24 protein-coding genes and 2 tRNA genes are annotated in these 26,345 nt (G+C 61.7%); 24 read left to right on the top strand and 2 right to left on the bottom strand.

Annotated features, from left to right (window positions below; all coding sequences use genetic code 11):
• The first annotated feature begins 7 nt into the window (after positions 1 to 7).
• The 20 genes from truB (at position 8) to ffh (ending at position 20,923) form a co-directional block, all read left to right on the top strand.
• Entirely contained in the window at positions 8 to 940 is a 933-nt protein-coding gene (gene truB, locus AAA138_RS03530) for a tRNA pseudouridine(55) synthase TruB (RefSeq protein WP_349089587.1), read from the top strand.
• A complete protein-coding gene (ribF, locus tag AAA138_RS03525; protein WP_349089585.1) occupies positions 937 to 1,944 on the top strand; it encodes a riboflavin biosynthesis protein RibF in 1,008 nt (335 codons plus the stop codon). Before truB ends, ribF begins: the two co-directional genes overlap by 4 nt.
• Positions 1,937 to 4,051, top strand: coding sequence for a DNA primase (dnaG, locus tag AAA138_RS03520; RefSeq protein ID WP_349089583.1), 2,115 nt, complete (start codon positions 1,937 to 1,939; stop codon positions 4,049 to 4,051). Before ribF ends, dnaG begins: the two co-directional genes overlap by 8 nt.
• 110 nt (positions 4,052 to 4,161) lie before the next feature.
• Complete coding sequence (rpoD, locus tag AAA138_RS03515) at positions 4,162 to 5,508, top strand: RNA polymerase sigma factor RpoD (protein ID WP_118080532.1); 1,347 nt, start codon at positions 4,162 to 4,164, stop codon at positions 5,506 to 5,508.
• A gap of 164 nt (positions 5,509 to 5,672) precedes the next feature.
• Positions 5,673 to 5,747, top strand: a tRNA-Asn gene (locus AAA138_RS03510).
• Between the two features lie 34 nt (positions 5,748 to 5,781).
• Positions 5,782 to 5,856: transfer RNA gene (locus AAA138_RS03505), tRNA-Asn, on the top strand.
• A gap of 161 nt (positions 5,857 to 6,017) precedes the next feature.
• Positions 6,018 to 6,407: an Asp23/Gls24 family envelope stress response protein gene (locus AAA138_RS03500; RefSeq protein WP_187361832.1), complete on the top strand. Its 390-nt coding sequence runs from the start codon at positions 6,018 to 6,020 to the stop codon at positions 6,405 to 6,407.
• 27 nt (positions 6,408 to 6,434) lie between these two features.
• Positions 6,435 to 8,096, top strand: a complete 1,662-nt coding sequence (locus AAA138_RS03495) for a DAK2 domain-containing protein (RefSeq protein ID WP_006234030.1) — start codon at positions 6,435 to 6,437, stop codon at positions 8,094 to 8,096.
• A gap of 10 nt (positions 8,097 to 8,106) precedes the next feature.
• Entirely contained in the window at positions 8,107 to 10,284 is a 2,178-nt protein-coding gene (gene recG, locus AAA138_RS03490; RefSeq protein WP_349089580.1) for an ATP-dependent DNA helicase RecG, read from the top strand.
• Positions 10,281 to 10,925, top strand: a complete 645-nt coding sequence (gene rsmD / locus AAA138_RS03485) for a 16S rRNA (guanine(966)-N(2))-methyltransferase RsmD (protein WP_349089578.1) — start codon at positions 10,281 to 10,283, stop codon at positions 10,923 to 10,925. Before recG ends, rsmD begins: the two co-directional genes overlap by 4 nt.
• Positions 10,918 to 11,415 (top strand): pantetheine-phosphate adenylyltransferase, encoded by a 498-nt coding sequence (coaD, locus tag AAA138_RS03480; protein ID WP_349089577.1) that lies wholly within the window; start codon positions 10,918 to 10,920, stop codon positions 11,413 to 11,415. Before rsmD ends, coaD begins: the two co-directional genes overlap by 8 nt.
• Positions 11,416 to 11,483: 68 nt before the next feature.
• Positions 11,484 to 11,981 (top strand): hypothetical protein, encoded by a 498-nt coding sequence (locus AAA138_RS03475; RefSeq protein ID WP_022094019.1) that lies wholly within the window; start codon positions 11,484 to 11,486, stop codon positions 11,979 to 11,981.
• Positions 11,981 to 12,535, top strand: a complete 555-nt coding sequence (locus AAA138_RS03470) for a DUF177 domain-containing protein (RefSeq protein ID WP_349089576.1) — start codon at positions 11,981 to 11,983, stop codon at positions 12,533 to 12,535. Before AAA138_RS03475 ends, AAA138_RS03470 begins: the two co-directional genes overlap by 1 nt.
• 64 nt (positions 12,536 to 12,599) lie before the next feature.
• On the top strand, positions 12,600 to 12,779 hold the full coding sequence (gene rpmF / locus AAA138_RS03465; protein ID WP_022094017.1) for a 50S ribosomal protein L32: 180 nt from the start codon (positions 12,600 to 12,602) through the stop codon (positions 12,777 to 12,779).
• Positions 12,780 to 12,867: 88 nt separating this feature from the next.
• Entirely contained in the window at positions 12,868 to 13,887 is a 1,020-nt protein-coding gene (gene plsX, locus AAA138_RS03460) for a phosphate acyltransferase PlsX (protein ID WP_349089574.1), read from the top strand.
• Between the two features lie 114 nt (positions 13,888 to 14,001).
• Positions 14,002 to 14,244 carry an acyl carrier protein gene (locus tag AAA138_RS03455; protein ID WP_035138134.1) on the top strand — a complete coding sequence of 81 codons (243 nt, stop codon included), beginning with the start codon at positions 14,002 to 14,004 and terminating at the stop codon, positions 14,242 to 14,244.
• Positions 14,245 to 14,247: 3 nt separating this feature from the next.
• Positions 14,248 to 14,973 (top strand): ribonuclease III, encoded by a 726-nt coding sequence (rnc, locus tag AAA138_RS03450; RefSeq protein ID WP_022094014.1) that lies wholly within the window; start codon positions 14,248 to 14,250, stop codon positions 14,971 to 14,973.
• A 10-nt stretch (positions 14,974 to 14,983) separates the two neighbouring features.
• Positions 14,984 to 18,520: a chromosome segregation protein SMC gene (smc, locus tag AAA138_RS03445; RefSeq protein ID WP_349089573.1), complete on the top strand. Its 3,537-nt coding sequence runs from the start codon at positions 14,984 to 14,986 to the stop codon at positions 18,518 to 18,520.
• Positions 18,520 to 19,437: a signal recognition particle-docking protein FtsY gene (gene ftsY / locus AAA138_RS03440; RefSeq protein WP_349089571.1), complete on the top strand. Its 918-nt coding sequence runs from the start codon at positions 18,520 to 18,522 to the stop codon at positions 19,435 to 19,437. The genes smc and ftsY overlap by 1 nt, the downstream gene beginning before the upstream one ends.
• A 10-nt stretch (positions 19,438 to 19,447) precedes the next feature.
• A complete protein-coding gene (gene ffh / locus AAA138_RS03435; protein WP_349089569.1) occupies positions 19,448 to 20,923 on the top strand; it encodes a signal recognition particle protein in 1,476 nt (491 codons plus the stop codon).
• Between the two features lie 120 nt (positions 20,924 to 21,043).
• Here ffh and AAA138_RS03430 read toward each other — a convergent pair whose 3' ends face one another.
• Positions 21,044 to 21,796, bottom strand: a complete 753-nt coding sequence (locus AAA138_RS03430; protein WP_349089568.1) for a DUF134 domain-containing protein — start codon at positions 21,794 to 21,796, stop codon at positions 21,044 to 21,046.
• Between the two features lie 166 nt (positions 21,797 to 21,962).
• On the opposite strand from AAA138_RS03430, the gene thyA reads away from it, so the two are divergent.
• The 4 genes from thyA (at position 21,963) to AAA138_RS03410 (ending at position 25,833) form a co-directional block, all read left to right on the top strand.
• Positions 21,963 to 22,811, top strand: a complete 849-nt coding sequence (thyA, locus tag AAA138_RS03425) for a thymidylate synthase (protein ID WP_154515464.1) — start codon at positions 21,963 to 21,965, stop codon at positions 22,809 to 22,811.
• Between the two features lie 9 nt (positions 22,812 to 22,820).
• The gene (locus AAA138_RS03420) at positions 22,821 to 23,339 is read left to right on the top strand and encodes a dihydrofolate reductase (protein WP_349089567.1); all 519 of its coding nucleotides are present in this window, start codon (positions 22,821 to 22,823) and stop codon (positions 23,337 to 23,339) included.
• 109 nt (positions 23,340 to 23,448) lie between these two features.
• Positions 23,449 to 24,363, top strand: coding sequence for an RNA methyltransferase (locus AAA138_RS03415; protein ID WP_349089566.1), 915 nt, complete (start codon positions 23,449 to 23,451; stop codon positions 24,361 to 24,363).
• Between the two features lie 120 nt (positions 24,364 to 24,483).
• Positions 24,484 to 25,833 (top strand): MATE family efflux transporter, encoded by a 1,350-nt coding sequence (locus AAA138_RS03410; RefSeq protein WP_349089565.1) that lies wholly within the window; start codon positions 24,484 to 24,486, stop codon positions 25,831 to 25,833.
• Between the two features lie 22 nt (positions 25,834 to 25,855).
• Here AAA138_RS03410 and AAA138_RS03405 read toward each other — a convergent pair whose 3' ends face one another.
• On the bottom strand, positions 25,856 to 26,341 hold the full coding sequence (locus AAA138_RS03405; protein ID WP_195245806.1) for a cob(I)yrinic acid a,c-diamide adenosyltransferase: 486 nt from the start codon (positions 26,339 to 26,341) through the stop codon (positions 25,856 to 25,858).
• Positions 26,342 to 26,345: the final 4 nt, after the last annotated feature.

The raw sequence follows: 26,345 nt of genomic DNA, 5'->3' as shown, positions 1-26,345 counted from the left end.
ATGGTACATGGCTCGTCGTACGCCTTCTCAATTGAATATGCTGCTCGCCGTCGATAAGCCGGTGGGCTGCACGTCCCACGACGTGGTATCGCAGTGCCGACGCGCTCTCCATGAGCGACGCATCGGCCATGCCGGTACGCTCGACCCCATGGCCTCGGGTGTCATGGTGGTGGGCGTGGGCCAGGCGACCCGTCTGCTGGGCATGCTAACTCTCGATACCAAAAGTTATGTCGCCGACATTTCGTTTGGCGTCGAGACCAACACCGATGACGCGGAGGGCGAGGCCGTTCGCACGGTGCCCGTTGCCCCCGAGCTGCACGATCTCGCTTACGCCCGTGAGCAGCTGGCCGCTATGCTTGGCCCGCAGTTGCAGGTGCCGCCAGCTTTTTCGGCCATCTCGGTCAATGGCGTTCGCGCCTATAAGAGTGCTCGCGAGGGCAATGCGGTTGAGTTGCCCCCGCGCCCCGTCGAGGTCTATGCCGCCGACCTGATCGCCGTGGGCGGCGAGGGCGATACGTGCGTCTGGACCGTGGCGTTTTCGGTAAGCAAAGGCACCTACATTCGCGCGCTCGCTCGCGATCTGGGTCGTGCCTGCGATAGCGCTGCACATATTTCCGCGCTGCGCCGTACGGCCTCCGGCGTGGTTTCCATTGGCGCCTGTCATGCGGTAGAGGAGCTCTCTGCCGAGACCGCTGCCGGTTTCGCTCTGGATCCCATCGCCGCCCTAGGTGCCACGCGTGTCGATTTGCCGGGTAATCTTGCAGACGACCTGCTTTGTGGCCGCCGCGTTCCCGTTGAACGCGCGCTTGCGGACTTCGATACGGCGAAGGCGCCGTTCGCGCTCGTGCTCGATGGGGGATTGAAGGCGCTTGCTCGTATCGAGGGCGGCCGCTTTGTTATGGAGCACGTCTTTCCGCAGGCGATCGGCGGTGTTCGATGATGCTGGCGCCCCGCGAGCTCGCGCGTATCTTTTTCGCGGGTGAGTTGGATGAGGCCCGTATCGTTTCTGCCGATGCATTTGATGGGTGCGAGTTCTTGGGTGCCGCGTCGATCGCCATTGGCGTGTTTGATGGCGTGCATCGTGGGCACCAAGAGCTGATTGAAGCGGTTATTCGCGATGCACATGATCACGGCAGCAAAGCGGTCGTGGTCACCTTCGATCCTGATCCGGACGTCGTGGTGAGTCCGTCGCCCGCCCAAAAATTGATGACGACGGCCGACCGCCTGCATGCCCTGGCTCAAACCGGGGTCGATGCGGTGGTGGCCGTTCCCTTTACGTCCGCCGTGGCGGCACTCGACCATGTCGGGTTTCTGGCGCTGTTGTCGCGCGTTGTCGACATTCGCTCCATTCGTGTAGGTAGCGATTTTAGGCTCGGCCGCGGCGGCGCTTCGGGCGTTGCCGAGATGCGCGCCTGGGGCACTGAACGTGGGGTTGACGTTTACGGTCACGACCTGCTCTGCGTTAACGGGCAGACCATCTGCGCCACGCGCATCCGCCATGAGCTGGGCCAGGGTCATGTGGAGCTGGCTGCCGAGCTTCTCGGCCGTCCCTATATGCTGCGCGGCGTTGTGGCGGCTGGCCGTCACGAGGGCTCCGACATGGGCTTTCCCACAGCAAACATCCAGGTTCCCGACGGCATCCAAGTGCCTGCCGATGGCGTCTATGAGGGTCTGGTGCTGGTCGACGATACCGTATGGCCTGCTGCCGTTAACGTCGGCCTGCCGCCGACCTATGCCGATGATGCCGCCTCGGCGCATCTCGAGGCCAACTTGATCGGCTATGCGGGCGACCTGTATGGCGCTTCCGTGTCGCTGGCGTTTACGCGCTGGCTGCGTCCGTCTCGCGTGTTCGATTCCCTGGACGAGCTTATCGCGACCGTCGAGGGTAATATCGACGATATCCGTCATAACTTGGGTGAGCAGGGGGTGAGTATCCGTGATTAGTGATGAGGAAAAAGATCAGGTACGCGCGGCGTCAGACTTGGTTGCCATCGTGCAGGAAACGGTTGAGCTCAAGCCCCGCGGCCATGAGTTTTGGGGCTGCTGCCCGTTTCATGGCGAAAAGACCCCATCGTTTCACATTATCCCTGCTACGCAGGTGTGGCACTGCTTTGGCTGCGGCGAGGGCGGCGACGTCTTCACCTATATCATGAAGCGTGAGAACCTGAGTTTTCCCGATTCGATCCGCTATTTGGCTGATCGTGCGGGCATTGAACTGCACGATACCGGTGCGCAGCGCGATCGCGGCACCAAGCGCGCTCGCATCTATGACCTGTGCGCCGAGACGGCTCAGTTCTACCACACCATGCTTATGCGCGGTAAGGACAGCCGTCCGCGCGAGTACTTTGCCAGCCGCGGTATGGGTGGCGATGTCTGTCGACGCTACTGCCTGGGTTTTGCGCCGGGTCGCAACGCGCTGGTGTCGCATCTGTCGCAGGCGGGCTTTACCCCGCAGGAGATGATCGACGCCAACGTGGCCGTGAGCCGTGGGCGTGGGCAGCTTGCCGACCGTTTTTACGACCGCGTGATGTTTCCCATCTTTGACGAGCAGGGTCATAACATCGCCTTTGGCGGGCGCATTATGGGCGACGGACAGCCGAAGTACCTCAACACCGCCGAGACGAGCGTGTTCCATAAAAAACGAAACCTCTACGGCTTTAACTGGGCCAAGGAGTTTATCGTCGCGCAGGATACCGCCATCGTGGTGGAGGGATATACCGACTGTATCGCCTGCTGGGAGGCGGGGATTAAAAACGTCGTCGCCACGCTGGGCACGGCGCTAACGGAACATCATGTAAAGACGCTCGCCCGCTTTGCCAAACGCATTGTCTATATGTTCGATGGCGACGCCGCCGGTCAAAAGGCCGCGCGACGCGCGATTCAGTTTATCGAGCAGGATTCGATGGACCTGCGCTGCGTGGTGCTTCCCGACGGCAACGACCCTATGGAGTTCATCACAGCGCATGGGGGCGAGGCGCTGCAGGCGCGCATCGATGCCGCCGAGCCCCTCATGGACTTTGTGTACCGCTCACTGCAGGAGTCGAGTGACATTACCACGCCGGGCGGTCGTGCCAAGGCGCTCGAGGATGCGCTGACGCTTATCTATCCGCTGCGCGATAGCTATATGATCGATACGTACTTTATCCAGATTGCCGACTTGTTGGGTTTGGACTTGGAGACGGTGCGTTCGAGCTCGGGACGCGTGTTTCGCGATGTTGCCAAGCGTGAGGATGTCGAGCGTCGTCGCGAGCAGAACTACGAGCGCCAGCGGGCGCAGGCCGAGCGCGCAGGCAGCGCGGGCGGTCGGGCGTCTGGTTCGCGGGAGGCGTCTCGCGGTGCCTGGGCGTCGGGAGCGACGCCGCCGGTGTCCGCACCGGTCGAGGAAGAGCCGTACGACTATGTGCCGCTCGAGGCCTACGGGGCCGCGCCGGTCGAGGTCGTCGACGATATGCCGCCGATCGATGTGCCGGTTGGTGTGGATGGCGCGGCGCCGGTTGCCGATGCAACGGACGTGTCTGCGGCATCGACGATGCCGATCGTGCTGACCGACCTGGAACGAAAGTCTTTGGCGGGGGAGCGCGAGCTGCTGACGATGCTCACGAGCTACCCCGACCTGTTCCGCACGTATGCCGACCGCATCTGCTCGATCGAGTGGGTGGATCCGCGCCACGAGTCCATCGCGTGGGCCGTGCTCGCGACGCCGCCGGGCACCGACCCCACGGCGTGCATGGATGCGGCGCGCGCGGTGTGTCCCGAGGCAGCGTCGCTTGTCAGCGCCGGGCGCATTTCGTCGACGAGCAAGCACCCCACCGAGACGAACATCGTGTTTATGCTTGATACCCTTGAGCTCTACACCATCAAGCGCCGCATGCGCGCCGCACAGGCCAAGCTTCGCCAGGACCGGTCGCTCGACGATGAGGCGCGCCGTGTGCTGACGATGCAGGCGATGCAAGATTCTCAGCGCCAGCGCGAGCTCCAAAAGTCGATTGGTGGCGTGGCCGATCCGTTCCGTTTGATCGGTTTGGAGACTGCGGGCGCCGACCAGGCCTAGATGTTGTGGTCAACCAGCGTATTTGCGCCTATATCCAGTCTGAATTTTGGGTATAGACGTTAATGTGTGTGCTAAAGTAATGAGTCCTGTGGACTATGAAGGGAGAATCTGTGCCAAAAAAGAGTGAGAGCACGGGTACTGGGCTGGAATCCTACGTTGCAAAGCTCATGGGCAACGGCTCAAACAGGACTTCGGTAACCGAGGACGAGATTCAGGTCGCTCTGAAGGATATCGATGTGTCTGACGAGCAGCTCAACGCGGTGTATTCCGCGCTGCGCAACAGCGGCATCCAGATTATCTCCGCGAGCGGAAACGACGACGCCCCCATGGACGTCGACGATGACGATAACGATAGCGATACCGACGATTTCGATGACGACGAGCACGATTCCGGGTCGCTGGACGATCACGAGCTTAAGATGGCCCGTCAGGCCGACGCCGAGATGGGTTCTTCCAAGAGCAAGAAGAAGCGCACCGTGCGCACGTCCCGTTCGCGTTCGCGCGTGCGTGGCATCGATGCCTCCACGGTGATGCTGACCGGCGACCCGGTTCGTATGTACCTTAAGGAGATCGGTAAGGTCGACCTGCTGACCGCCTCCGAAGAGGTCGATCTGGCCATGAAGATCGAGGCTGGCCTTGACGCCACCGAGAAGCTCGAGGCCGCCGAGGCGGGCGAGATCGAGCTTACCCGCGCCGAGATGCGTCGCCTGACCCGCATCGAGAACGTGGGTCTCGAGGCCAAGCAGGCGCTCATCAGCGCCAACCTGCGTCTGGTCGTCTCCATCGCCAAGCGCTATGTCGGTCGCGGCATGCTGTTCCTGGACCTGATCCAGGAGGGCAACCTCGGTCTGATCCGCGCCGTCGAGAAGTTCGACTACCAGAAGGGCTTTAAGTTCTCCACGTACGCCACGTGGTGGATCCGCCAGGCCATCACGCGTGCTATCGCCGACCAGGCCCGTACTATCCGTATTCCCGTGCACATGGTCGAGACCATCAACAAGCTCGTCCGCGTGCAGCGCCAGCTTCTCCAGGACTTGGGTCGCGACCCGACCCCCGAGGAGATTGGTGCCGAGATGGACATGAGTGCCGATCGCGTCCGCGAGATCCAGAAGATTTCGCAGGAGCCCGTGTCGCTCGAGACCCCCATCGGCGAGGAAGAGGATTCCCAGCTGGGCGACTTCATCGAGGACTCCCAGGCTATCGTTCCGCCCGATGCTGCCAGCTTCTCCATGCTGCAGGAGCAGCTCACCCAGGTGCTCGACTCACTTGCCGATCGTGAGCGCAAGGTTATCGAGTTGCGCTTTGGCCTTGTCGACGGACATCCCCGCACGCTCGAGGAAGTCGGCCGCGAGTTTGGCGTTACGCGCGAGCGCATCCGCCAGATCGAGTCCAAGACCCTGGCCAAGCTTCGTCATCCCAGCCGCAGCAGCAAGCTCAAAGACTACATCGAGTCTTAACCTCGCAAGCAAGAAGCGCCCTCAAGCACATCCGCTTGGGGGCGCTTTCATGTAGTCATTGGGGACGTCCCCAATGACTAGGTCGGAAAAATTCTCAAAAAAGTTCTTGCCCTAAGCTGATTCGTCCGTATAATAAACTTCGTTGCTTGAGAGCACGCACCTTTTCCTCGGTAGCTCAATGGTAGAGCACGCGGCTGTTAACCGCGCTGTTGTAGGTTCGAGTCCTACCCGGGGAGCCAGAATTTCTCAGCCCATTCTGCTGGGCTTTTAAATTCCTCGGTAGCTCAATGGTAGAGCACGCGGCTGTTAACCGCGCTGTTGTAGGTTCGAGTCCTACTCGGGGAGCCAGGTTGTAAAACCCGTCGCTTATGCGGCGGGTTTTTTCATGCCGCGATCGCCTGGCGCGAACGTTGCCATATCAACATTTCGTGTCGAGGATGTAATCCCGTGACCCACCACCTCAACATGGCGCGGTCGTTGTAGAATAATGCAATGATTGCTCCCACGAGATGGTGCCGCGAGCACCAGATAAGGAGATTCTTGTGTCTGAGACCATTAACGGCAGCCTGAGCGTCTCGAACGACGTTATTGCCGATATTGCCGGTTATGCCGCGATGACGTGCTATGGCGTCGTCGGTATGGCCGAACAGCTTCAGGGCGCCGAGAGCGTGCGCCTGCTTGCCGGTCAGCGCCTCCGCAAGGGCGTGCTTGTCTCCGCCGACGAGAACGGCCTTACGGTCGATCTTCACGTCGTGCTCGAGAACGGCGTCAACATGAAGTCCGTCTGCCACAATCTTTCGAGCTCCGTTGCCTTCACCCTGCAGGAGATCGCCCAGATCGATCCCGCCAGCCTTAAGATCGGCATCCACATCGACGCGCTCAAGAGCCGTCTGAACTAGCATCCGAAAACGGAGATTCAAATACCCATGATTGCAAAGACCATTCGCACCTGTTTTCCGATCGCTGCGGCTGCCGTTTCCGACAAGGCCGAGGAGATCAACAAGCTCAACGTCTTCCCCGTACCCGACGGCGACACCGGCACCAACATGTCGCTCACGCTCGCCTCGGTGACCAAGGAGCTTTCCGCCCTTCCCGCCGATGCCGATATGGAGGCCATTGCCGGCGCCATCACCCACGGCTCCCTGATGGGTGCCCGCGGCAACTCCGGCGTCATCACCTCGCAGATCCTGCGCGGCGTGGCCGAGGGTCTCGTCTCTGCCGACGAGCCCATTACGTCCGCCAACATCGCCTTCGCTTTCCGTCGCGCCGTCAAGGTCGCCTTCCAGGCCGTCCGCAAGCCCATCGAGGGCACGATCCTCACGGTGCTTCGCGATGTCTCGACCAAGGCCGATGAGTGCGAAAAGAAGAAGTTCTCGGCCGAGGACGCACTCGATGCCATCGTCGTCGAGGCCTACCAGTCCGTCGCCCGCACGCCCGACCTGCTGCCCGTTCTGAAGGAGAACGGCGTGGTCGACTCCGGCGCCTTTGGCTTTGCCATCTTCCTGGAGAACTTTGTTGCCGCCGCGCTTGGCCGCAGCACCGTTGTCGAGGATTTCTCCGCCACGTTTGATTCCGCCGGTTCTGCCCGCGACGCGGCTCTCGGCCGCGTTGAGATCGAGGCTAACGACGATTGGGAGGGCTCGGAGTTCCGCTACTGCAACGAGTTCCTCTTTAAGGCCGACGCTCCCTTTGACGAGGATGAGTGCCTTAAGTTCCTGGGCTCCATGGGCGACTGCGAGCTGCTCGTGGGTGCCTACCCCGACTACAAGATCCACGTGCACTCCAACACCCCCAACCTGGTGCTCGAGCACATGCTGCAGCTCGGTCAGATCTACGAGGTCTTTATCCACAACATGGAGATGGAGGCGCACGACCGTACCGCCAAGATTCACGAGGACCAGGAAAAGGCCGCTGAGCCCGCCAAGGCGCTGGGCTTTGTCGCCGTTGCCGCCGGTTCCGGTGAGGCCGACATCCTCAAGTCCCTCGGCGTTGACGTGATCGTCTCGGGTGGCCAGACCATGAACCCCTCGACCGCCGACCTGCTGGGCGCGGTGGACCAGGTCAACGCGACCTCGGTCATTATCCTGCCCAATAACGGCAACATCCGCATGGCTGCCGAGGCCGCCGCCTCTGCCTGCACCGACAAGAAGGTCGCCGTCGTTCCCACCAAGACTGTCCCGCAGGCGTTCTCCGCGCTGTTCGCGGTCCTGCCCGATTCCGAGCTCGAGGACGCCGTCGCCGCCATGGTCGACGCCATCAGCGAGGTCCGCGATGGCGAGGTCACCCGTGCCGTGCGCGATTCCAGCGCCTCTGATGGCTCTCCGATTCACTCCGGTGATGTCATGGGTATCATTGCCGGTTCCATCGATGTGGTCGGCTCCGACGTGAAGCAGGTCACGCTCGACTGCATCAACCGCATGCAGGAGGAAGAGGAGGGCGACGCGCTGACGATTCTGGCCGGCGAGGAGCTGTCCGATGAGGCCTTCCAGGAGATCGTCGACGCCATCGAGGAGGCTCAGCCCGACTTGGAGATCGATGCCCATCGTGGCGAGCAGCCGCTCTATCCTGTGATCTTCTCGATCGAGTAGGCATCTGCCCATGTCCGAGCTGTGCTCCGTGCCGCGCGTCTCGGAGCGCTTTGCCCAGAGCAATGCGCTCGACGAGGATATCGCGCGACTCAAATATGTTTCGGGTAAACGTGAGGAGGCCCTTCGCCGTCTGGGAATTCGGACGGTGGGGGACCTCCTTCTCCATATCCCTCATCGATATCTCGACTTCACGCGCTCCTGGTCTATCGAGATGGCGCCCATCGGTACCGTTTGCACGATAGTCGCCACGGTCGATCGCATTGTTCAAAAGCAGCCTCGCCCGCGTATGCAGGTGACCGAGGTCTCGCTGGTGGACGAGACGGGCGTGCTGCAAGTCGCCTTTTTCCGTCAGCCATGGATTGCCCAGCAGTTTAAGCAGGGAGACCGCCTGGCCGTGATGGGTAAGGTCGAGTTTGCCTACGGCTTTAAGCAGATGGCCTCTCCGCATTTCGAAAAGCTCGAGGGTGGGCGTGCCGCGGGCACCATTCTGCCGGTCCATTACGTGAGCGATGGCGTGAGCCAGGCGTGGATGCGCCGCATCGTTAGCGGCGCGCTCGAGGTCGTCGGCAATCCCTTCGACCCGATTCCCGCACGCTTGCGCGTCAAGCGCCGCCTGATGAGCAATGCCCGTGCGCTGCGCTCAATTCATTTTCCATCGAGTATGGCCGAGCGCGATATCGCGCGCGCACGGCTTGCCTACGAGGAGTGCCTCTACCTTCAGCTGGCGCTGCGCCTGCGCAACGACGGCGGCTTGGTCGAAGTCGCTCCCTACGCCCACGCCGCGGGTGAGCACCTGGCGGCGCTCAGGGAAGCCCTGCCGTTTTCGCTGAGCGACGAGCAGGAGGCCGCGTTCCAAGACATCCTGCACGATATGTGCGATGGCGGGCGCGTGATGAACCGCCTGCTACTGGGCGACGTCGGTACCGGCAAGACGGCCGTCGCCGCCTGCGCGCTGGCTGTCGCGGCCGATTCGGGCACTCAGTCCTGCGTTATGGCGCCTACGGGCGTGCTGGCGCGCCAATATGCCGATAAGACCGGCCCCTTGCTCTCCCAGGCTGGCATGTCTTGGGCGCTCCTGACGGGTGCCACGCCGGCGGCCGAGCGCGAGCAGATCCATGCGCAGCTGGAATCGGGCGAGCTCGACGTCCTCTTTGGAACCCACGCGGTCCTTTCGGATAACGTGGCGTTTAAGCATCTGTCGCTTGTCGTCATCGACGAGCAGCACCGCTTTGGTGTGGGCCAGCGCAATGCTCTGCGTGCCAAGGGCCCGGGTGCCGACCTGCTCGTTATGACGGCCACGCCGATCCCGCGCACGTTGGCGCTCTCGGTCTACGGCGACCTGGACACGAGCATCATCCGCCATCGACCTGTTCCGGGGGCGGGCGTTACGACGCGCGTGCTTACCGAGTCGAGCCGCGACCTTGCCTACGGCGCAATTCGCGAGGCGCACGAAAAGGGCCAGCAGGCTTACGTGATCTGCCCGCTTGTGGAGCCGAGTGACTCGACCGATGAACTTGAGGATGTCCCCGGTATCGCCCGCGACGACGAGGGCCGCGTGACCGTGCCTGTGCCGCTGCACGATACGGCAACCGAGCTCGACCGGCTGCGCCTGGCGTTGCCGGGACTTACCGTCGAGCGCCTTCATGGCCGCATGCCGGCGGGGGAGAAGGACCGTGTGATCGATGCCTTCAAGCGCGGCGAGATCGACGTGCTCGTATCGACCACGGTGGTCGAGGTGGGTGTCGACGTGCCCAACGCCACCGTCATGGTCATTGAGAACGGTGAGCGCTTTGGCTTGGCGGCCCTGCACCAGCTGCGCGGTCGCGTGGGCCGCGGCAGCGTTTCAGGCACCTGCCTGGTCATGACGCACTCCAAGGGCAATGGCGGCGCCTCGGCGGCACAAGAACGTCTCCAGTCGCTCGAAAAGACTTCGGACGGCTTTACGCTCGCCCAGATGGACCTGCGTCTGCGCCACGAGGGCGAGATTCTGGGCTACCGCCAGCACGGCGGCGTGACCCTGCGCTTTGTGGACCTGGACGCCGACGAGGATCTTATCGAATGGGCCCATTTGGACGCGGTCGAGCTCTTGCGGTATGCTTGCAACCTTGACTCCGTGGCGACGCGCCCCTTGCGCGACGCGGTCGCCATGCGTTATCGACATATCTTTAAGGAGGTCAGCGGAGGATGAGAATCATCGGCGGTGAATGGCGCGGCCGCAAGATCGAAGAGCCGCGTGGGCGCGATGTCACCCGTCCCACGACCGATCGCGTGCGCGAGGCATGCGCGTCCATGGTCATGTCGGCGTTCGACTTCGATCTGGACGAGGTCCGCGTGCTGGACGCCTTTGGCGGCTCCGGCGCCCTGGGAATCGAGATGCTCTCGCGTGGCGCCCGCTCGCTCACCACGTTCGAGATCGATCGCAATGCCGCCCGTCTGATCACCAAGAATATCGAGTCGCTGTGCCGCGACCGCTCGCGTTGGCGTGTCGTTACCGGCGATGTGTTGGCGAGCGCCTCGCGCGGCCGTGTGCCGGGTGGTCCCTTTGACCTGATCTTGCTCGACCCGCCCTATGCCTTTGGCGCCGAGCCGGTCGAGGAGCTGCTGCAAAATCTTTCCCAGCAGGGACTACTGGCGCCCGGGGCCTTTGCCCTTTTTGAACATGCCGCAGCCGATGCAGGTGCTCATCCGGCTTGTTTCAAGACCGTGCGAGAGAAGCGCTACGGCATTACCTCGGTTGACTTGCTGCGCTGGGTGGCCGAGGACGAGAACGACCATGCTGACGAGAACGAAAATGACGAGGATGTGCCTTCGGAGGACACCCATGAATGACACCATCAACCGCGTAATCGTCCCGGGCACCTTCGATCCCATCACCTTTGGCCATATCGACGTGATCCGCCGAGCTCGCCGTATCTTTCCCAGCGTGATCGTCGCCGTGGCCGAATCGCAGGGTAAAAACGGCGTGGGTACCACCTTTATGCTCGACGAGCGCGTGGCGCTGGCCCGCGAGGCCCTCGGTGATTTGGACGGCGTCGAGGTACTGCCCTTCACCGGCCTGCTGGTCGACTTTGCACGTGAACAGAGGGCGGGTGCCGTCGTTAAGGGTCTGCGCGCCATGACCGACTTTGAGTACGAGTTGCAGCAGGCCGACCTCAACTATCGCCTGGATAGCGAGCTGGAGTCCATCTTTGTCATGAGTGCTCCGCAGTACGGCTATATCTCGAGTTCGGTGGTGCGCCAGATCGCGTCGCTTGGCAGCGACGTGTCGACGTTTGTGCCGCCCAACGTGGTCGAAGCACTCAAACATCGCTTTTCGTGACGTTTTTTATTGCCTGGTGGCATGTGGTAAACTAACACGATGACATGTTACCTATGAAAGGAGACCGGATGCCGGGCGAGAATTTTCCTGGCGACAGGATCGTGAGTCTTGTCGACGAGCTCGAGGGGCTCATCGAAGAGGCTAAGACGCCGTTCGGCAAGAACGCCCAGATGAAGGTTATCGACGCCGACGTCTTCTTTAACATCCTCGATGAGATCCGCATGAGCTATCCCGAGGAGTGGCAGAAGTCCCGCCGTATCCTCAAAGAGCGCGAGGAGCTTATGGCCTCCGCCGCCGCTCAGGCTGATTCCATCATTGCCGACGCTCAGCAGCAGGCGCTCACCATTGCCGGTGAGCAGGAGATCGTTCGCTTAGCCCAGCAGCAGGCCGACGACATCCGCGACCGTGCCCAGCAGTACGAGCGCGAGACGCGCTATGCCGCCGAGGATTACGCCGAGCAGGTCTTTACGCACCTCGAGGAGAACCTTAAGAGTCTGACCGGCACCGTCACTCGTTGCCGTCAGCAGCTCAACGAGGGCGCCGCCCAGCAGAACGGTCAGTGGTAATGGCTGAGTTCCCGAGCGTAACCGTCGATCTTTCCGAGCAGCTCGAGTTTCCCGGAGACTCTTATCCGCTGACCGGCAAGGTCGATGTCGCCACCTACACGGTGGGCGAGAAGGAGTACCAGCTGCAGGACGGCATTTCCTACGACGTGGTCTTTACCAACGCCGGTACCGGTGTTCTGCTTTCGGGCATGGTCCGCGCTCACGCCACCGGCGAGTGCGATCGCTGCCTGGAGCCCGCATCGTTTGATATCGCAGGCGAGATCGAGGAGTTCTACCTCTTTAACGAGCCCGAGGACCCCGAGGCCTACGAAGACGGCTACGAGTTGCTGGGCGAGGATCGCATTGTCGATCTGGGCGAGCCCATCAACGACGCGGTCGTCATGGACACGCCGTTCGTTGTCCTGTGCAAGCCCGATTGCCGCGGCCTTTGCCCCACCTGTGGCATCAATCTCAACGTCGAGCAATGCGATTGCGCCGCCAAGGCGGAGGCCGAATGGGCCGCTGCCACGGAAAATCCATTTGCAGCATTAAAGAATCTTAAGCTTGACGAGTAAAACTGTGGTAATATCGCTACTTGCGCGTAATCGCCACACTGGATAGTTCATAAGGAAGGTCACTATGCCCGTACCTAAACAAAAGCAGGGTCGTATCCGCACCCATACCCGTCGTTCCGCCAACATGAAGATCTCGGCTGCGGCTCAGTCCACGTGCCCCCGTTGCGGCGCTGTTAAGCTCCCGCACCACGTGTGCCCCAGCTGCGGTTTCTACAAGGACCGCGAGGTTATCGTTACCGAGTAACTGTATACTCTGGATACGATGCCGTTCCAACTGGAACCACAATGGCCGGCTCAATGAGTCGGCCATTTTTGTATAAGGAGCATATGAAATGAGTAACGTTCGCGTTTGTGTAGACGTTGTGGGCGGAGACGAGAAGCCCCAGGTTGTTCTCGATGGTATCGAGGCTGCGCTTGCGGCAGATTCCGAGATCGAGATTTTGGCCGTCGGTCCCGCCGAAATCGTCAACCCCTTTGCCGCAGCGCATGCCCGCGTGGAGGCCTTGGAAGCCCCCGACGTCATCAGCATGGAGGACGATCCCATCCGCGCTGTGATGACCAAGCGCAAGTCCTCGATCGTGCTTGCATGTCGTGCCATTAAGAAGGGCAATGCGGACGCGTTTTTCTCGGCCGGCTCGACCGGTGCCATGACCGCTGCCGCCACGGCCTACGTCACGCCGTTTAGGTATTTGGCAGAGGGCAAGAAGCAGCCGGTCCGTCCGTGCTTGACCAACGCACTGCCCAATCGTGCCGGTGGCCTGACGGTGCTGTGCGATATGGGCGCCAATCCCGATGTCACGGTGGACGATATGGTGCGCTTCGCCCAGATGGGTGCTGCCTATGCCCGCGTGGTTTTGGGCATCGAGCATCCTCGCGTGGGCCTGCTTGCCAACGGCACCGAGGACGAGAAGGGCTCCAACTTCACCAAGTCGTGCTTCCCGGCCATGAAGGCCGCTGTTCCCGGCTTTGTGGGCAACTGCGAGGGCACCGATCTTACGTCGGGTAATTTTGACGTCGTGGTCGCCGATGGCATGTCGGGCAACATCGCGCTCAAGGCCACCGAGGGCGCTGCCAAGTTTTTGCTTCAGGAGCTCAAGGGTGCCTTTATGTCCTCGCTCGGCACCAAGATCGCCGCGCTGCTCATTAAAAAGCAGATGCGCCAGATTAAGGCTAAGCTTTCGGGCGATGCCAAGGGCGGTGCGATCCTGCTGGGCCTGCGCGGCGTCGTGTTGATCGGCCACGGTGCTACGTCAGTCGAGGCCGTCAAGAACGGTACGCTTGCCGCGGCTCAGGCCGTGCGCGTCGGGCTTGTCCAGGACGTTGCCAATTCCATGGACGGTATCGTTTTGTAAGAGCCCCGTTACGTGGCTCAACCTGTACCGTGTGGGGTAGAATCGGAGCCGTATTGCAACGCGGCTTCGATTGCCGTGTTGTGTTGTGTTCCATGACATACGAGAGGAAGCGCTATGGACCGCTCCGAAATCTTCGATAAGATCGCCGAAGTCGCCGCTGACGTGCTGGGCGTCGATGTCGCCGACATTAGCGACGAGACCACTTTTGACGATCTCGATGCCGATTCGCTCGAGCGTCTGCAGCTGGTGACGGCCATCGAGGACGAGTTCGACCTCGAAATCGATGACGAGACCCTGCTGTCGCTCAACTCTGTCGCCGACGCCGTCGACGCGATCGAAAACGCCAAGGAGGCCTAAGTCTTGGCTTTGTCTGAACGACTCACGCGCGCCCAGGAGATTCTGGGCCATGAGTTCAATAACAAGGTGCTGCTGCGCGCGGCGCTCACGCATCCCTCGGCCGTCGAGGGCCTGCCGGTCTCTGCCAGCTATGAGCGCCTTGAATTTTTGGGCGATTCCATTTTAGGCGCCGTGGTGGCCCGTTCGCTCTTTGAGTCCTATCCCGAGTTTGACGAGGGCAAGCTCACGCGCCTGAAGGTGTCCCTTGTCTCGGGCGCCACGCTGTCCGAGGTGTCGCACGAGCTGGGTATCGACGACATCATCATCTTTGGCGCCTCCGAGACCGGTACCGGCGCCCGTGGCCTGCACTCGGCGCTTGAGAACGTTTACGAGTCGCTCGTGGGCGCGCTGTACCTGGATGCCGGTTGGGATGCAGCGGCGGAGTTCATCCACCGTACGCTTAAGCCGCACCTGGCCACCGAGCGTGCCGAGCACCCCGCGAACCCCAAGTCGTTCTTGCAGGAGTGCGTGCAGGCAGACGGCCACGAGCCTCCCGCGTATAAGCTGGTCGGCTCCGAGGGCCCCGCACATGCGCCCACCTTTACCGCTGTGGTGCTCATCGACGGTATTCGCCAGGGCCGCGGCACCGGGTCCTCCAAGAAGGAGGCCGAGGGGGCCGCTGCACTCGAGGCGCTCGACCGCATGGGCTACACCACCAACGGCGTGATTCTTAACAAGAAGCCTGTTTAAGCGAGGAACCGTGTATCTCAAGTCCCTCACGCTCAAAGGGTTCAAGTCGTTTGCCGACCGCGCCCATATGTCATTTGAGCCGGGCCTGACCGTCATCGTCGGTCCCAACGGCTCGGGAAAATCGAACATCTCCGACTCGATTCTGTGGGTCCTGGGCGAGCAGAGTGCCAAGCAGCTGCGCGGCCAGGCCATGGAGGATGTCATCTTCTCGGGCTCGTCGGCGCGCAAGCCGGTGGGTGTCGCCGAGGTCACGCTGGTGCTCGATAACTCGGACCATATGCTGCCCGTCGACTTTGACGAGGTCGCCATCACCCGTCGTATGTATCGCTCGGGCGAAAGCGAGTACCTCATCAACTCGAGCCCGTGCCGCCTGATGGACATTCAGGACATCCTGCACGATTCGGGCCTGGGCAAGGATACGCATTCCATCATCAGCCAGGGCAAGCTCGACGCCATTTTGCAGAGCCGCCCCGAGGAGCGCCGCGCCCTGATCGAGGAGGCTGCCGGCATCTCCAAGCACAAGCGCCGAAAGGAGCGTGCGCTCAAAAAGATTAAATCGATGGACGAGCACCTGACCCGTGCCCGCGACATCAATAAGGAGATCGCCCGCCAGCTGCGGCCGCTGGAGCGTCAGGTCGATCGCGCGCGCAAGTACAAAGAGCTGTCCTCGCGTGCGAACGAGCTTACGCAGATGCTGGCCGTCGACGAGCTTCGTTCGCTGCAGTCGCAGTGGAACGACCTGGAGAGCCGCTCCAAGGAGGGCACTGCCGAGCTTGAGCTTGCGCAATACCGCTTGGGCGAAAAAGAGCGCGAGCTCGAGAAGCTCCAAGTCATGCTCGAGGAAAAGGGCCTGTTTGTGGGTGATCTGGGCGAGCAGCGCCGTCATATGCAAGACGTGGTCGGCCGCATCAACTCCGACATGCGCCTACTCGAGGAAAAGGGCCACAACATGGTGTCGCGCCTGTCCGACATGCGCGGCCAGATCTCGAGCTCCGAGCATCAGCGTCGTCGCGTGGTCGAGGAGCTCGAGGATGCGCGTGCCCAGCTTGAGGAAGTGACCGGTGCGCACATGCAGGCCCAGGACGACGTTGACGCCGCCGGTCCTGCCGCCGCCCAGCTCCACGAGCGTCGCGTGGCGCTCGACAATCAGATTTCGCAGCTCACGCGCGAGCAGCGCGATGTGCAGCGTGTGGCCGATAACGCCGCGCTCGAGCTCGCCAAGGTGAAGGACTCGCTGAGCAACGCCGAGGTCGAGGACAACATGTACGCCTCGCGCCTGGAGCAGATCGACGAGCAGCTCGAGGAGGTCACGGCCTCGCTCGAGAGCCGTCGCGACCGCGCTGAGGAACTTGACGGTGCGCTCGATCAGGCCCGCCAGGCCCAGATTGATGCTCGCGAGGCCACCGAGGTCGCCCGTGCGGCGTTGAAGGACTTGCGTAATCGTGAGAGTGAAGCGCGCAACAAACTTTCTGAGGTGCGCTCGGAGCTTGCCAGCCAAAAGAAGCTCGATGCCCGCATGGCCGACAGCTCGCCGCTGGTGAGCCGTCTGATGGGCGCGATGGGCGATGATGTCTCGGGTCGTCTGGGCGACGTGCTCGAGGCTCCTCGTGAGCTCGAGGGCCTGGTCGAGCAGCTGCTTGCTGGCGATATCGATGCCTTGCTGTTTGATGACGCCGCCACGCTTGAGCGTGCCGGTCGTGCGGCTCTGGACCAAAAGAAGGCCTCGGGCGAGGCACTGCTGGTGGCGCGCGGCGTGAGCGGCGGTGCTGCTGCTAAGGGCGCTGCCGGTTCGCGTCTGGTCGATCGTCTGTCCGTGCGCTCCGGTTATGGCCCGGTTGTCGAGGCCCTGCTCGGTGGCTATTACGTGGTCGATGACTTGGCTGCCGCACTGGCGGCACCAGTCGTTGACGGTGTGACCTACGTGACGCCCGATGGCGCCCGCGTGAGCTGTGGAGGCTTGGTGCGCGTGGGGCTCGATGCCGGCGAGGCCTCGGGTGCCCTGGAGCGTAAGCGTTGTATTCGTGAGCTGGAGGGCTTGGAGCCCGATCTGGCTGCTGTGTTTGAGCATGTGTCGGATCAGGTCGTCGAGGCCAATGCGGCCGTCGAGGAGGCACGTGCCGCCGAGGGCGATGCCGCCGGCGAGATCGCCCGTCTTGAGGGCGAGCGCCGCTCGCTGCTCTCCGAGATCGGCCGCCTGGAGCAAAGCGCCAACAACGCCGAGGTCGAGCGCGTGCGCATCTCCAAGCGCCGCGAGCAGGCCGCCGAGGCCGTTCGCGCTGCGCGCCCGCGCGTGGACGAGCTCACCCGTTCGCGCGACGAGGCCCGTGCGCAGGCAAGCGACCTGGGTCTCCAGATTGCCGAAGCCAACGACGAGCTTGATCGCGTGCGCCGTGACGATTCCGAGGCCGCCGGCAAGCTCGCCGATGCCAAGGTGCGCCTGGCCCAGACGAGCGAGCGTCTGCGTTCGCTGAAGGGCCGTGTGCCCGACCTGGAGCATCGCCTGGAGGGCATCGACCGCCGTATCCGCGGAACACGCCAGGCCTCGCGCTCGCTCGAATTGCTGCGCCTGCGCGTCGATCCCATGCACGAGCGCTATTCGGCCCTGCTGGAGCGCGCGTCGGATTGGGCCGCGCGTCTGCGTGACCAGGCTTCGCTCGAGGAGGCGGACTCGGCCTCGCTTAAGAAGACCATCGAAGACGCCAAGGCCGAGGTTGCTCGTGCCAAGGAGCGGGTCGATGCCGCCACGGCGACGCAAAATGAGTTCAAGGTCTCTCACGGCAAGCTCGAGGTGCAGGTAGAGGCGGCCATCAAGGCCATTACCGCCGATGGCACCACGGTGCTCGAGGAAGCGCTCATGCTTCCTGCGCCTACCGACCGCGATGCCGCCGAGCGCGAGCTCAACCAGCTCGTGCGCCAGATCAACAACCTGGGCCCTGTGAACCAGGTTGCCATGGAGGAGTACGAGCAGCTCAAGCGCCGCGCCGATTACATCGAGGAGCAGCTGGCCGATCTGGAGAGCGCACGCAAGGCGCTCACCAAGATCACGGTGGCCATCGACCGCAAGATGCGTAAAGCCTTCCTGGTGACCTTTGAGAAGGTCGATGCGAACTTCCGCGAGATCTTCGCCATGCTGTTCCCGGGCGGCCAGGCGCATCTGGAGATGACCGACCCCGAGCATCCGGCCGAGACAGGCATCGAGGTCGTGGCGCAGCCGCGCGGCAAACGCATTACCAAGATGATGCTCATGTCGGGCGGCGAGAAGAGCCTGACGGCGCTCGCCCTGCTCTTTGCCGTGTACCGCACGCGCACGGTGCCGTTCTATGTGCTGGACGAGGTCGAGGCGGCACTCGATGACGCCAACCTGTCCAAGCTCATCGGCGCACTCGACGTGTTGCGTTCCGATACGCAGCTCTTGGTTATCTCACATCAGCGCCGTACTATGGAGGACGCTGACGTCCTCTACGGCGTCTCGATGCAAGCCGACGGCGTCAGTCGCGTCGTCTCGCAAAAACTTGATCGCGAAACCGGAAAGGTCGTGAATGCATAATGGGATTCTTCGATGCTCTCTCGCGCGGACTTGAGCGCAGCCGCGAGGCCCTCAACGAGGTCTTTTACTTTGGCGGCGAGGTCGATGAGGATTTTTGGGAGGATCTAGAGGACACCCTCGTCATGGGTGACATGGGCGCCGAGGTCGCCATTCAGGTCTCCGATGACCTGCGCGATACCGCGGCCAAGAAGAACCTCAAGACCGCTCCGCAACTCCGTCGCGCCCTGGCCGAGCAGCTCGAGCAGCATTTTGTGCCCGCCGAGCGCGATCCGTTCGCTGACACGCCGAGTTGCGTGCTGTTTGTGGGCATTAACGGTGCCGGCAAGACCACGACGGTCGGCAAGATCGCGAGCGCCATGGCCGCCCGCGGCAAGAACGTCGTGATCGGCTCGGCCGATACCTTCCGCGCCGCCGCCATCGAGCAGCTCGATGTGTGGGGCCAGCGCGCCGGTGTCCCCGTCATCAAGCGCGACCGCGGCTCCGACCCGGCAAGCGTTTGCTACGACGTGCTCGACGAGGCCGACAAGCGCGGCAGCGACCTGGTGCTTATCGACACCGCCGGTCGTCTGCACACGAGTCCCGAGCTCATGCGCGAGCTCGCCAAGGTGGTCAACGTGACGCGTAAGCGCGCCGCCAATATGGCCGCCGGCCCCATGCCGGTCTCAGTTGTCCTCGTGATCGATGCCGCGACAGGCCAAAACGGTCTGAACCAGGCGCTCGAGTTTAACGAGGCGCTGGGTCTGGACGGTATTATCATGACAAAGCTCGACGGAACGGCTAAGGGCGGTATCGCCATGGCCGTTGCCGAGAAGCTCAAGCTCCCGATCCTGCGCATCGGCGTGGGCGAGCAGGTCGATGACCTGCAGGAGTTCAATGCCAAAGATTTCTGCCGCGCCCTGGTGGGCGAGTCCAATTAAGGAGTAAACAGTGTTTGATTCCCTGAGCGATCGCCTCAACGACACATTTGACCGCCTGCGCGGCAAGGGCAAGCTGACCGAGGCCGATATCACCTCGGCCATGCGCGACATTCGCATGGCGCTGCTCGAAGCCGACGTTAACTTCAAGGTCGTCAAGGATTTTGTCGCCAAGACCAAGGAGCGTTGCATGACCGCTGAGGTCATGGAGTCGCTGTCGCCGGCGCAAAACGTCGTCAAGATCGTGCTCGACGAGCTCACCGAGATGCTCGGCTCCACCGAGAGCAAGCTCGTCTTTAGCAACCGCATCCCCAATGTCATTATGCTCGTGGGTCTGCAGGGCTCCGGTAAGACCACGGCGGCCGTAAAGCTGGCCTACCTGCTCAAGAAGCAGGGCCGCTCGCCGCTGCTCGCCGCGTGCGACGTCTATCGTCCCGCCGCTGCCGACCAGCTGGCCACGCTCGGTGGCGAGATCGGCGTACCAGTCTTTCGCGGCGACGGTGCGCACCCGGTCGACATCGCCAAGGGCGCCATCCAGGAGGCCGTCGACCACCTGCGCGACGTGGTCATTGTCGATACAGCCGGTCGTCTGCAGATCGACGAGCAGATGATGCAGGAGGCCGTGGACATCAAGAAGGCCGTCAAGCCCGACCAGGTGCTGATGGTCGTCGATGCCATGACCGGCCAGGATATCGTCAACGTCGTCTCGACGTTTGCCGAGCGCACCGACTTTGATGGCGTGATTATCTCCAAGCTCGACGGCGATGCCCGTGGCGGTGGCGCACTTTCGGTGCGTCAGGTGACCGGCAAGCCCATCAAGTTTGTGAGCATGGGCGAGAAACCCGATTCGCTTGAACCGTTCTATCCCGATCGCATGGCCAAGCGCATTCTGGGCATGGGCGATGTCGTAGGTATTATCGAGAAGGCCCAGGAGGCAGCCGATGCAGAGCAGCTTGAGGCTGCCGAGCGTATGCTGCGCGAGGGCTTTACCATGAACGACATGCTCGACCAGATGAAAGCCGTCAAGAAGATGGGCGGCATGAAGGGTATCCTGGGCATGCTCCCCGGCGGCCAGCGTGCGCTCAACCAGATGGGCGGCAACCTGGACGAGGGCATCTTCGATAAGAACGAGGCCATCATCATGTCGATGACCAAGGAGGAGCGCCTGCGTCCTTCCATCATCAACGGCCAGCGCCGTGCTCGCATTGCCAAGGGCGCCGGCGTGACCCCCACCGAGGTCAACAGCCTTATGAAGCAGTGGGGCGAGATGAATAAGATGATGGGCCGCATGCGCACGATGGCCAATCAGGCACAGGCCGGCGGCAAGAAGGGCAAGAAGGGCAAGAAGGGCAAGAGGATGCGCATGCCCAATATCCCTGGCCTGGACGCTATGGGTCTGGGCGGCATGGGCGGCCTGGGTACGGGCGGTCCCAAGTCCGATATGGAGTTGCTGCGCCAGATGGAAGCGCAGATGCGCAATAAGAAATAGGGCTGTAATTCTAGCTTGATATGGCAAAGGCCACTCGGAAGCTACCGGGTGGCCTTTGTTGTTGGCTTTGATTGTTGGGCTGCGTTCAGCGTCGCGCCCCAAGTTCGCGGTGCCGTGCCATTAGTGGCAGCCGCAGCCCTCGTGACCCTCGTGCTCGCGATGGCCGTGGCAGCTGCAGGACTCGCCATGTTCGTGGTCATGGCCGTGGCAGCCGCACGTGGCCTCGCCGTTCTGTGCGAGCGTGCCGGCGATAAGGGCCTCGACGCAAGCGTCGCAGCTGCCCTGGGCACCTGCGTATACCGTGATGCCGGCTTGGGCAAGCGCGTTGATAGCGCCACCGCCGATGCCGCCGCAGATGAGCGTGTTCACGCCGCCGTTGGCGAGCAGGCCCGCCAGGGCGCCGTGACCGGTGCCGCCGGTGCCCACGACCTGCTCGTTGAGCACCTTGCCGTCCTGAATGTCGTAGATCTTGAACTGCTCGCTGCGGCCAAAGTGCATAAAGATGTTGCCGTTGTCGTATGTGGTTGCCACCCTCATGGTGTCGACCTCCTTTGCTGGCCATGCGGCTGTTGTCGCGGAAATGGGGGAGTACGTGATGTTGCCGCCTTCGATGACGATCGCCCGTCCGTTGACCAGCGCGTTTGCCACCTTGCGATGCGCGCGGCTGCAGATTGCCGCCACCGTGGCGCGGGCAATGCCCATGTGCTGGGCGACGGCCTCCTGATTGAGGCCTTCCAGGTCGCACAAGCGCAGCACCTCGAGCTCGTCGACCGTCATGTCGATGGCATTGCCGCTTGCTAGGCCGTCAGGGGTAAAGCCGCGGTATTCGGGGATGATCCCGACGCGGCGCAGTTTTTCGCGTCTTCCTGCCATGCGCACTCCTTATCTGACATATGTCAACAATAGGATAACTCGATGCTCATTGAGCGCAAGGAATTTCTGGCATATATCAGAAAATGAGGGCTTATGTTAGGGCTGTGGGGCCGCGTGCGCCTGGGCTACAATGAATCTCGCTTGTAGGCGACTGACAGGAGGGTCAATGAGCAAGGCTGATCAACAGTTTGTAGCCATGTGCCGCGATATTCTGGACCATGGCACCACCACCGAGGGCCAAAAGGTCCGCCCGGTGTGGGAGGACGGCACCCCTGCCTATACCATTAAAAACTTTGGTGTCACGGCGCGCTATGACCTGCGCGAAGAGTTCCCGGCACTTACCCTGCGCCGTACGGCGCTTAAGTCTGCTATGGACGAGATCCTGTGGATCTATCAGAAGAAGTCCAATAACGTACATGACCTCAACAGCCATATTTGGGATGAGTGGGCCGACGAGACCGGCTCTATCGGCAAGGCCTACGGCTATCAGATTGGCCAGAAGAGCCATTATGCCGAGGGTGACTTTGATCAGATGGACCGTGTGCTGTACGACCTCAAGCACACGCCGTACAGCCGCCGCATTATGACGAACACCTATGTGTTTAGCGACCTGTCCGAGATGCACCTGTATCCGTGCGCCTACAGCGTGACGTATAACGTGACGCAGCGCCCGCAGGATGATAAACCGACGCTCAACATGATTCTCAACCAGCGTAGCCAGGACATTTTGGCCGCGAACAACTGGAACGTATGCCAGTATGCCATTCTGTTGATGATGGTCGCACAGTCGGTCGATATGATTGCTGGCGAGCTGCTGCACGTGATCGCCGATGCCCATATTTACGACCGCCATGTCGATATCGTCCGCGAGCTTATCGAGCGTCCGCAGTTTGCGGCTCCCAAGGTAACGCTCAACCCCGATGTGCATGATTTCTACGCGTTTACGACCGACGACCTGATCGTCGAGGGCTATGAGCACGGTCCGCAGGTAAAGAACATCCCCATTGCGGTGTAGGTGACGCGCATGACGTGTAAGCTTTCTGCCATTGTCGCCGTGTGCGATGACTGGGGCATTGGGTGCGAGGGCGACATGGTGGTGTCCAACCGTGCCGACATGCGTCATTTTGTGGCGTGCACCAAAGGTTGCCCGGTCATCATGGGGCGCAAGACGCTGTTGAGTTTTCCCGGCGGACGACCGCTCAAGAATCGTCGCAACATTGTGCTCACGCGCGACGAGGGCTTTGCCCCCGAGGGCGTTGACGTGGTGCATAGCATTGAGGAAGCGCTCGCCGCGGTTGCCGATGAGGCTGTTGCATGGGTGCTCGGTGGCGGCGATGTCTATCGGCAGTTTTTGCCGTATTGCGTGGAGGCCGAGGTTACGCATGACCATTGCGTGCATGACGTGGATACGTACTTTCCCGATCTAGATGCCGATCCCGCGTGGGAGATTGCGCGGCGTGGCGGTGTTGCCACGATTGCCGCGGGCGAGGGCGACGAGGGTGTCGATTATGAGTTCGTGACGTATCGCCGCGTTGAGGCGTAAATCGTCTGGCGTGAACGGTATCATCGGGTTATTTGATTGCATGGGGCGGCGCTTAGCGTCGCCTCGTTTGGTATAGATGTGCTGTAAAGAAAGGTGCGGGCTGGCTGCTATGACTGATGCCGTTGAGGTGCTGCGAATCGATTCGCTCGAGGACGAGCGGCTCGATGCCTACGTGCGACTGACCGAGCGCGAGCTGCGCTGCGTGCTGGAGCCGCAAAAGGGCATCTTTATCGCCGAGAGTGCCAAGGTTATCGAGCGCGCGGTGCGCGCCGGATACGAGCCGGTGAGCTTTCTTTTGGGCGAACGCTGGCTCGACCAGATGATGCCGCTGTTTGAGCGCCTGGCGGTACGCGAAGGTGCGGGCCCGGTTCCCGTGTTCGTGGCCTCGATGGAGCTTATGGAGCAGCTGACGGGCTTTAACGTGACGCGCGGTGCGCTCGCGGCGTTCCGTCGCCCGCGTCAGATTCCGGTTGATGAGTTCTTGGGCGGCGTCGTCGAGGCGGCGGGAGAGCGCCCGGTGCGCGTGTGCGTGCTCGAGGGTATTGTCGACCACACCAACGTCGGCGCGATTTTCCGCTCGGCGGCTGCGCTGAACGTCGATGGCATTTTGGTGAGCCCTACGTGCTGCGATCCGCTGTACCGTCGCTCGGCCCGCGTGAGCATGGGCACGGTGTTCCAGGTGCCCTGGACACGCATTGGCAGCGAGGCGCGCGTATGGCCGCATGATGGGCTGGCGGCGCTGCACGATGCCGGCTTTTCGTGTGCCGCGATGGCGTTGACGGATGATTCGGTGTCGTTGGACGATCCCGCGCTGCAGGAGATTGACCGCCTGGCAATCTTTATGGGCACCGAGGGTGCTGGCTTAGGCGCCAAGACCATTGCTGGCTGCGACCGAGCCGTGCGCATTCCGATGGCGCACGGGGTCGATTCGCTTAACGTGGCCGCGGCAAGTGCTGTCGCCTTTTGGCAGCTGTGCCCGCATGTGAGCAACGAGTACCACTACCAGCCGGGGCTGTATCACTAGTGGGGTGCTCTCGAGCTTTGCCGCCAGAGGTGTTTCGACTGCCTTCGGTCGGTGTCAAGCTGAAAGCGGCTTTGCCGTACTATTGATGTGTTGTTTGGCGTACGCTAGCGGGGAGGGCGTGTGGCTAAGAAATCTACGGCTATCGATGTAACGCAGGGTGTCATTTGGCAGCAGCTGCTGTCGCTGTGCGTTCCCATCTTCTTTAGTTCGTTCTTTCAGCAGGCATACACGCTTATCGGTACCTATATCGTCGGTCAGTTTGGCGGCAAGCTCGCGCTGGGTGGCATTCAGGCCACGATGGTGCTCACCGAGCTCTGCATTGGCTTTTGCGTTGGCGTCGGTGCCGGCTGCGCGGTCATAACGGGCCAGTTTTTTGGCCAGCACGATGACGAGCGCCTGAGCCGATCGGTCCACACGGCCATGACGCTCGCGCTGGTGGGCGGTATCGCTTTCTCGATTCTTGGCATAGTTTTCGTTGAGCCCATGCTGGTGCTTATGAATACGCCGCATGAACTATTGGCCGAGGGCGTGGCCTATGCCCGTTGCTATTTTGCCGCCATGGTTGCGGCGCTGCTGCTCAATATGGGAACGGCATTGCTGCGCGCCGTGGGCGACACGCGCGGGCCCGCTGTGATCATCGCTTCCGGCTGCCTTGTTAATGCGGTGCTGGATGTCATCTTCGTTGCCGTACTTCATATGGAGGCTCTGGGCTGCGGCATCGCGGTGGCGCTGACCATTTGCTCCAATGCCACGATGATCGTGATTCGTATGATGCACGCACCGGGTTCGTGGCGGCTTTCACTGTCCAAACTCGGCATTGATCCTGGTATTTGTAAGAGCATGATTTCGTGTGGTCTGCCGCTTGGCTTTCAGTCTGCTGCGTATTCGATTTCCAACGTTTTGATTCAGGTGTCGGTCAACTCGTTTGGTGCCGATGTCACCACGGCTTGGGGTCTTTCGGGCCGCCTGGATGGCATTGTCTGGATGGTTACCGAGGCGCTTGGCGTGTCGATTACCACGTTCTCGGCGCAGAACTTTGGTGCGCGCAATTATGATCGCATGCGAAAGGGATACCACACGTCGCTCGTGCTGTCGTTTATGCTCATTGGTGGCCTGTCTGCCGTGCTGCTGGTGTTCTCGGGTCCGTTGTCGCGCCTGTTTGTCGACGATGCTTCGATTTCGGCGTACACCACGACCATCCTCCATTTCATTGCGCCGTTCTATGCGATTTTCTCGATTATCGAGAACGCCTCGGGTTCCATCCGCGGCGCCGGCGTGAGCTTGCAGCCCATGCTGCTCACGATTTTTGGCACCGTCGTGCTCAGGGTGATCTGGGTATTTGCGATTATGCCGTTCGATCCGTCGCTTGAGCACCTGCTGCTGGTCTACCCCGTAACCTGGCTCATCACCGCCATAATGTTCACCATCTACCACCACAGCGGCAACTGGCTAGGTCGCGCCACCGCCTAGCCATTGGGGACGTCCGCAATGGCTAGTATTCGATGCCTTGGCGGGCTAGGAGGCCTTCGTCGAAGTAGTGTTTGACGGGGCGCATTTCGGTTACTAGGTCTGCAAGGTCGGCGAGGGGCAGCAAGCCACGGCCGGTGAACACGAGCTCCGTGGTGGTCGGTTTCATCGCGATCAACGCTTCGACATCTTCGCGCGTCACAAAGCCCCGTCGCATGGCTTCTCCCAGCTCATCCAAGATCAGCACGTCGACCTGGCTAATCTGCTCGCGCGCCAGCTCCATGATCTGTGCGGCACAGGCTTCGGGCGTGTCGCGGTCGGCTTGTACGATGCGTAGCCCCAATCGAGGTGCTGCGTCATGTTCGGCACAGTGCAGCTTCTTGGCAAACTGAAGCATGAGCACGTTAAGTCCATAGCCCGTGGCGCGTAGCGCGAGCCCCAGCGCAGCCGTCGTCTTGCCCTTGCCGTCGCCTGTATAGATTTGAACCTTGCCGACTTCCAGTGATGCCATCTCT

The organism is Collinsella sp. CLA-JM-H32B (assembly GCF_040098065.1).
Classification (GTDB): Bacteria; Actinomycetota; Coriobacteriia; order Coriobacteriales; family Coriobacteriaceae; genus Collinsella.
This window is presented reverse-complemented; position numbering and strand designations above follow the sequence as displayed.

Excerpts from the sequence above, each read along its gene's own strand:
- ribF (WP_349089585.1), top strand. The coding sequence starts at position 937 with ATGATGCTGGCGCCCCGCGAGCTCGCGCGTATCTTTTTCGCGGGTGAG.
- AAA138_RS03470 (WP_349089576.1), top strand. The coding sequence starts at position 11,981 with ATGGCTGAGTTCCCGAGCGTAACCGTCGATCTTTCCGAGCAGCTCGAG.
- rsmD (WP_349089578.1), top strand. The coding sequence starts at position 10,281 with ATGAGAATCATCGGCGGTGAATGGCGCGGCCGCAAGATCGAAGAGCCG.
- AAA138_RS03455 (WP_035138134.1), top strand. The coding sequence starts at position 14,002 with ATGGACCGCTCCGAAATCTTCGATAAGATCGCCGAAGTCGCCGCTGAC.
- AAA138_RS03475 (WP_022094019.1), top strand. The coding sequence starts at position 11,484 with ATGCCGGGCGAGAATTTTCCTGGCGACAGGATCGTGAGTCTTGTCGAC.
- AAA138_RS03500 (WP_187361832.1), top strand. The coding sequence starts at position 6,018 with ATGGTGCCGCGAGCACCAGATAAGGAGATTCTTGTGTCTGAGACCATT.
- recG (WP_349089580.1), top strand. The coding sequence starts at position 8,107 with ATGTCCGAGCTGTGCTCCGTGCCGCGCGTCTCGGAGCGCTTTGCCCAG.
- truB (WP_349089587.1), top strand. The coding sequence starts at position 8 with ATGGCTCGTCGTACGCCTTCTCAATTGAATATGCTGCTCGCCGTCGAT.
- AAA138_RS03415 (WP_349089566.1), top strand. The coding sequence starts at position 23,449 with ATGACTGATGCCGTTGAGGTGCTGCGAATCGATTCGCTCGAGGACGAG.
- thyA (WP_154515464.1), top strand. The coding sequence starts at position 21,963 with ATGAGCAAGGCTGATCAACAGTTTGTAGCCATGTGCCGCGATATTCTG.
- AAA138_RS03495 (WP_006234030.1), top strand. The coding sequence starts at position 6,435 with ATGATTGCAAAGACCATTCGCACCTGTTTTCCGATCGCTGCGGCTGCC.
- plsX (WP_349089574.1), top strand. The coding sequence starts at position 12,868 with ATGAGTAACGTTCGCGTTTGTGTAGACGTTGTGGGCGGAGACGAGAAG.
- ftsY (WP_349089571.1), top strand. The coding sequence starts at position 18,520 with ATGGGATTCTTCGATGCTCTCTCGCGCGGACTTGAGCGCAGCCGCGAG.
- AAA138_RS03405 (WP_195245806.1), bottom strand. The coding sequence starts at position 26,341 with ATGGCATCACTGGAAGTCGGCAAGGTTCAAATCTATACAGGCGACGGC.
- AAA138_RS03430 (WP_349089568.1), bottom strand. The coding sequence starts at position 21,796 with ATGGCAGGAAGACGCGAAAAACTGCGCCGCGTCGGGATCATCCCCGAA.
- coaD (WP_349089577.1), top strand. The coding sequence starts at position 10,918 with ATGAATGACACCATCAACCGCGTAATCGTCCCGGGCACCTTCGATCCC.
- AAA138_RS03420 (WP_349089567.1), top strand. The coding sequence starts at position 22,821 with ATGACGTGTAAGCTTTCTGCCATTGTCGCCGTGTGCGATGACTGGGGC.
- rpmF (WP_022094017.1), top strand. The coding sequence starts at position 12,600 with ATGCCCGTACCTAAACAAAAGCAGGGTCGTATCCGCACCCATACCCGT.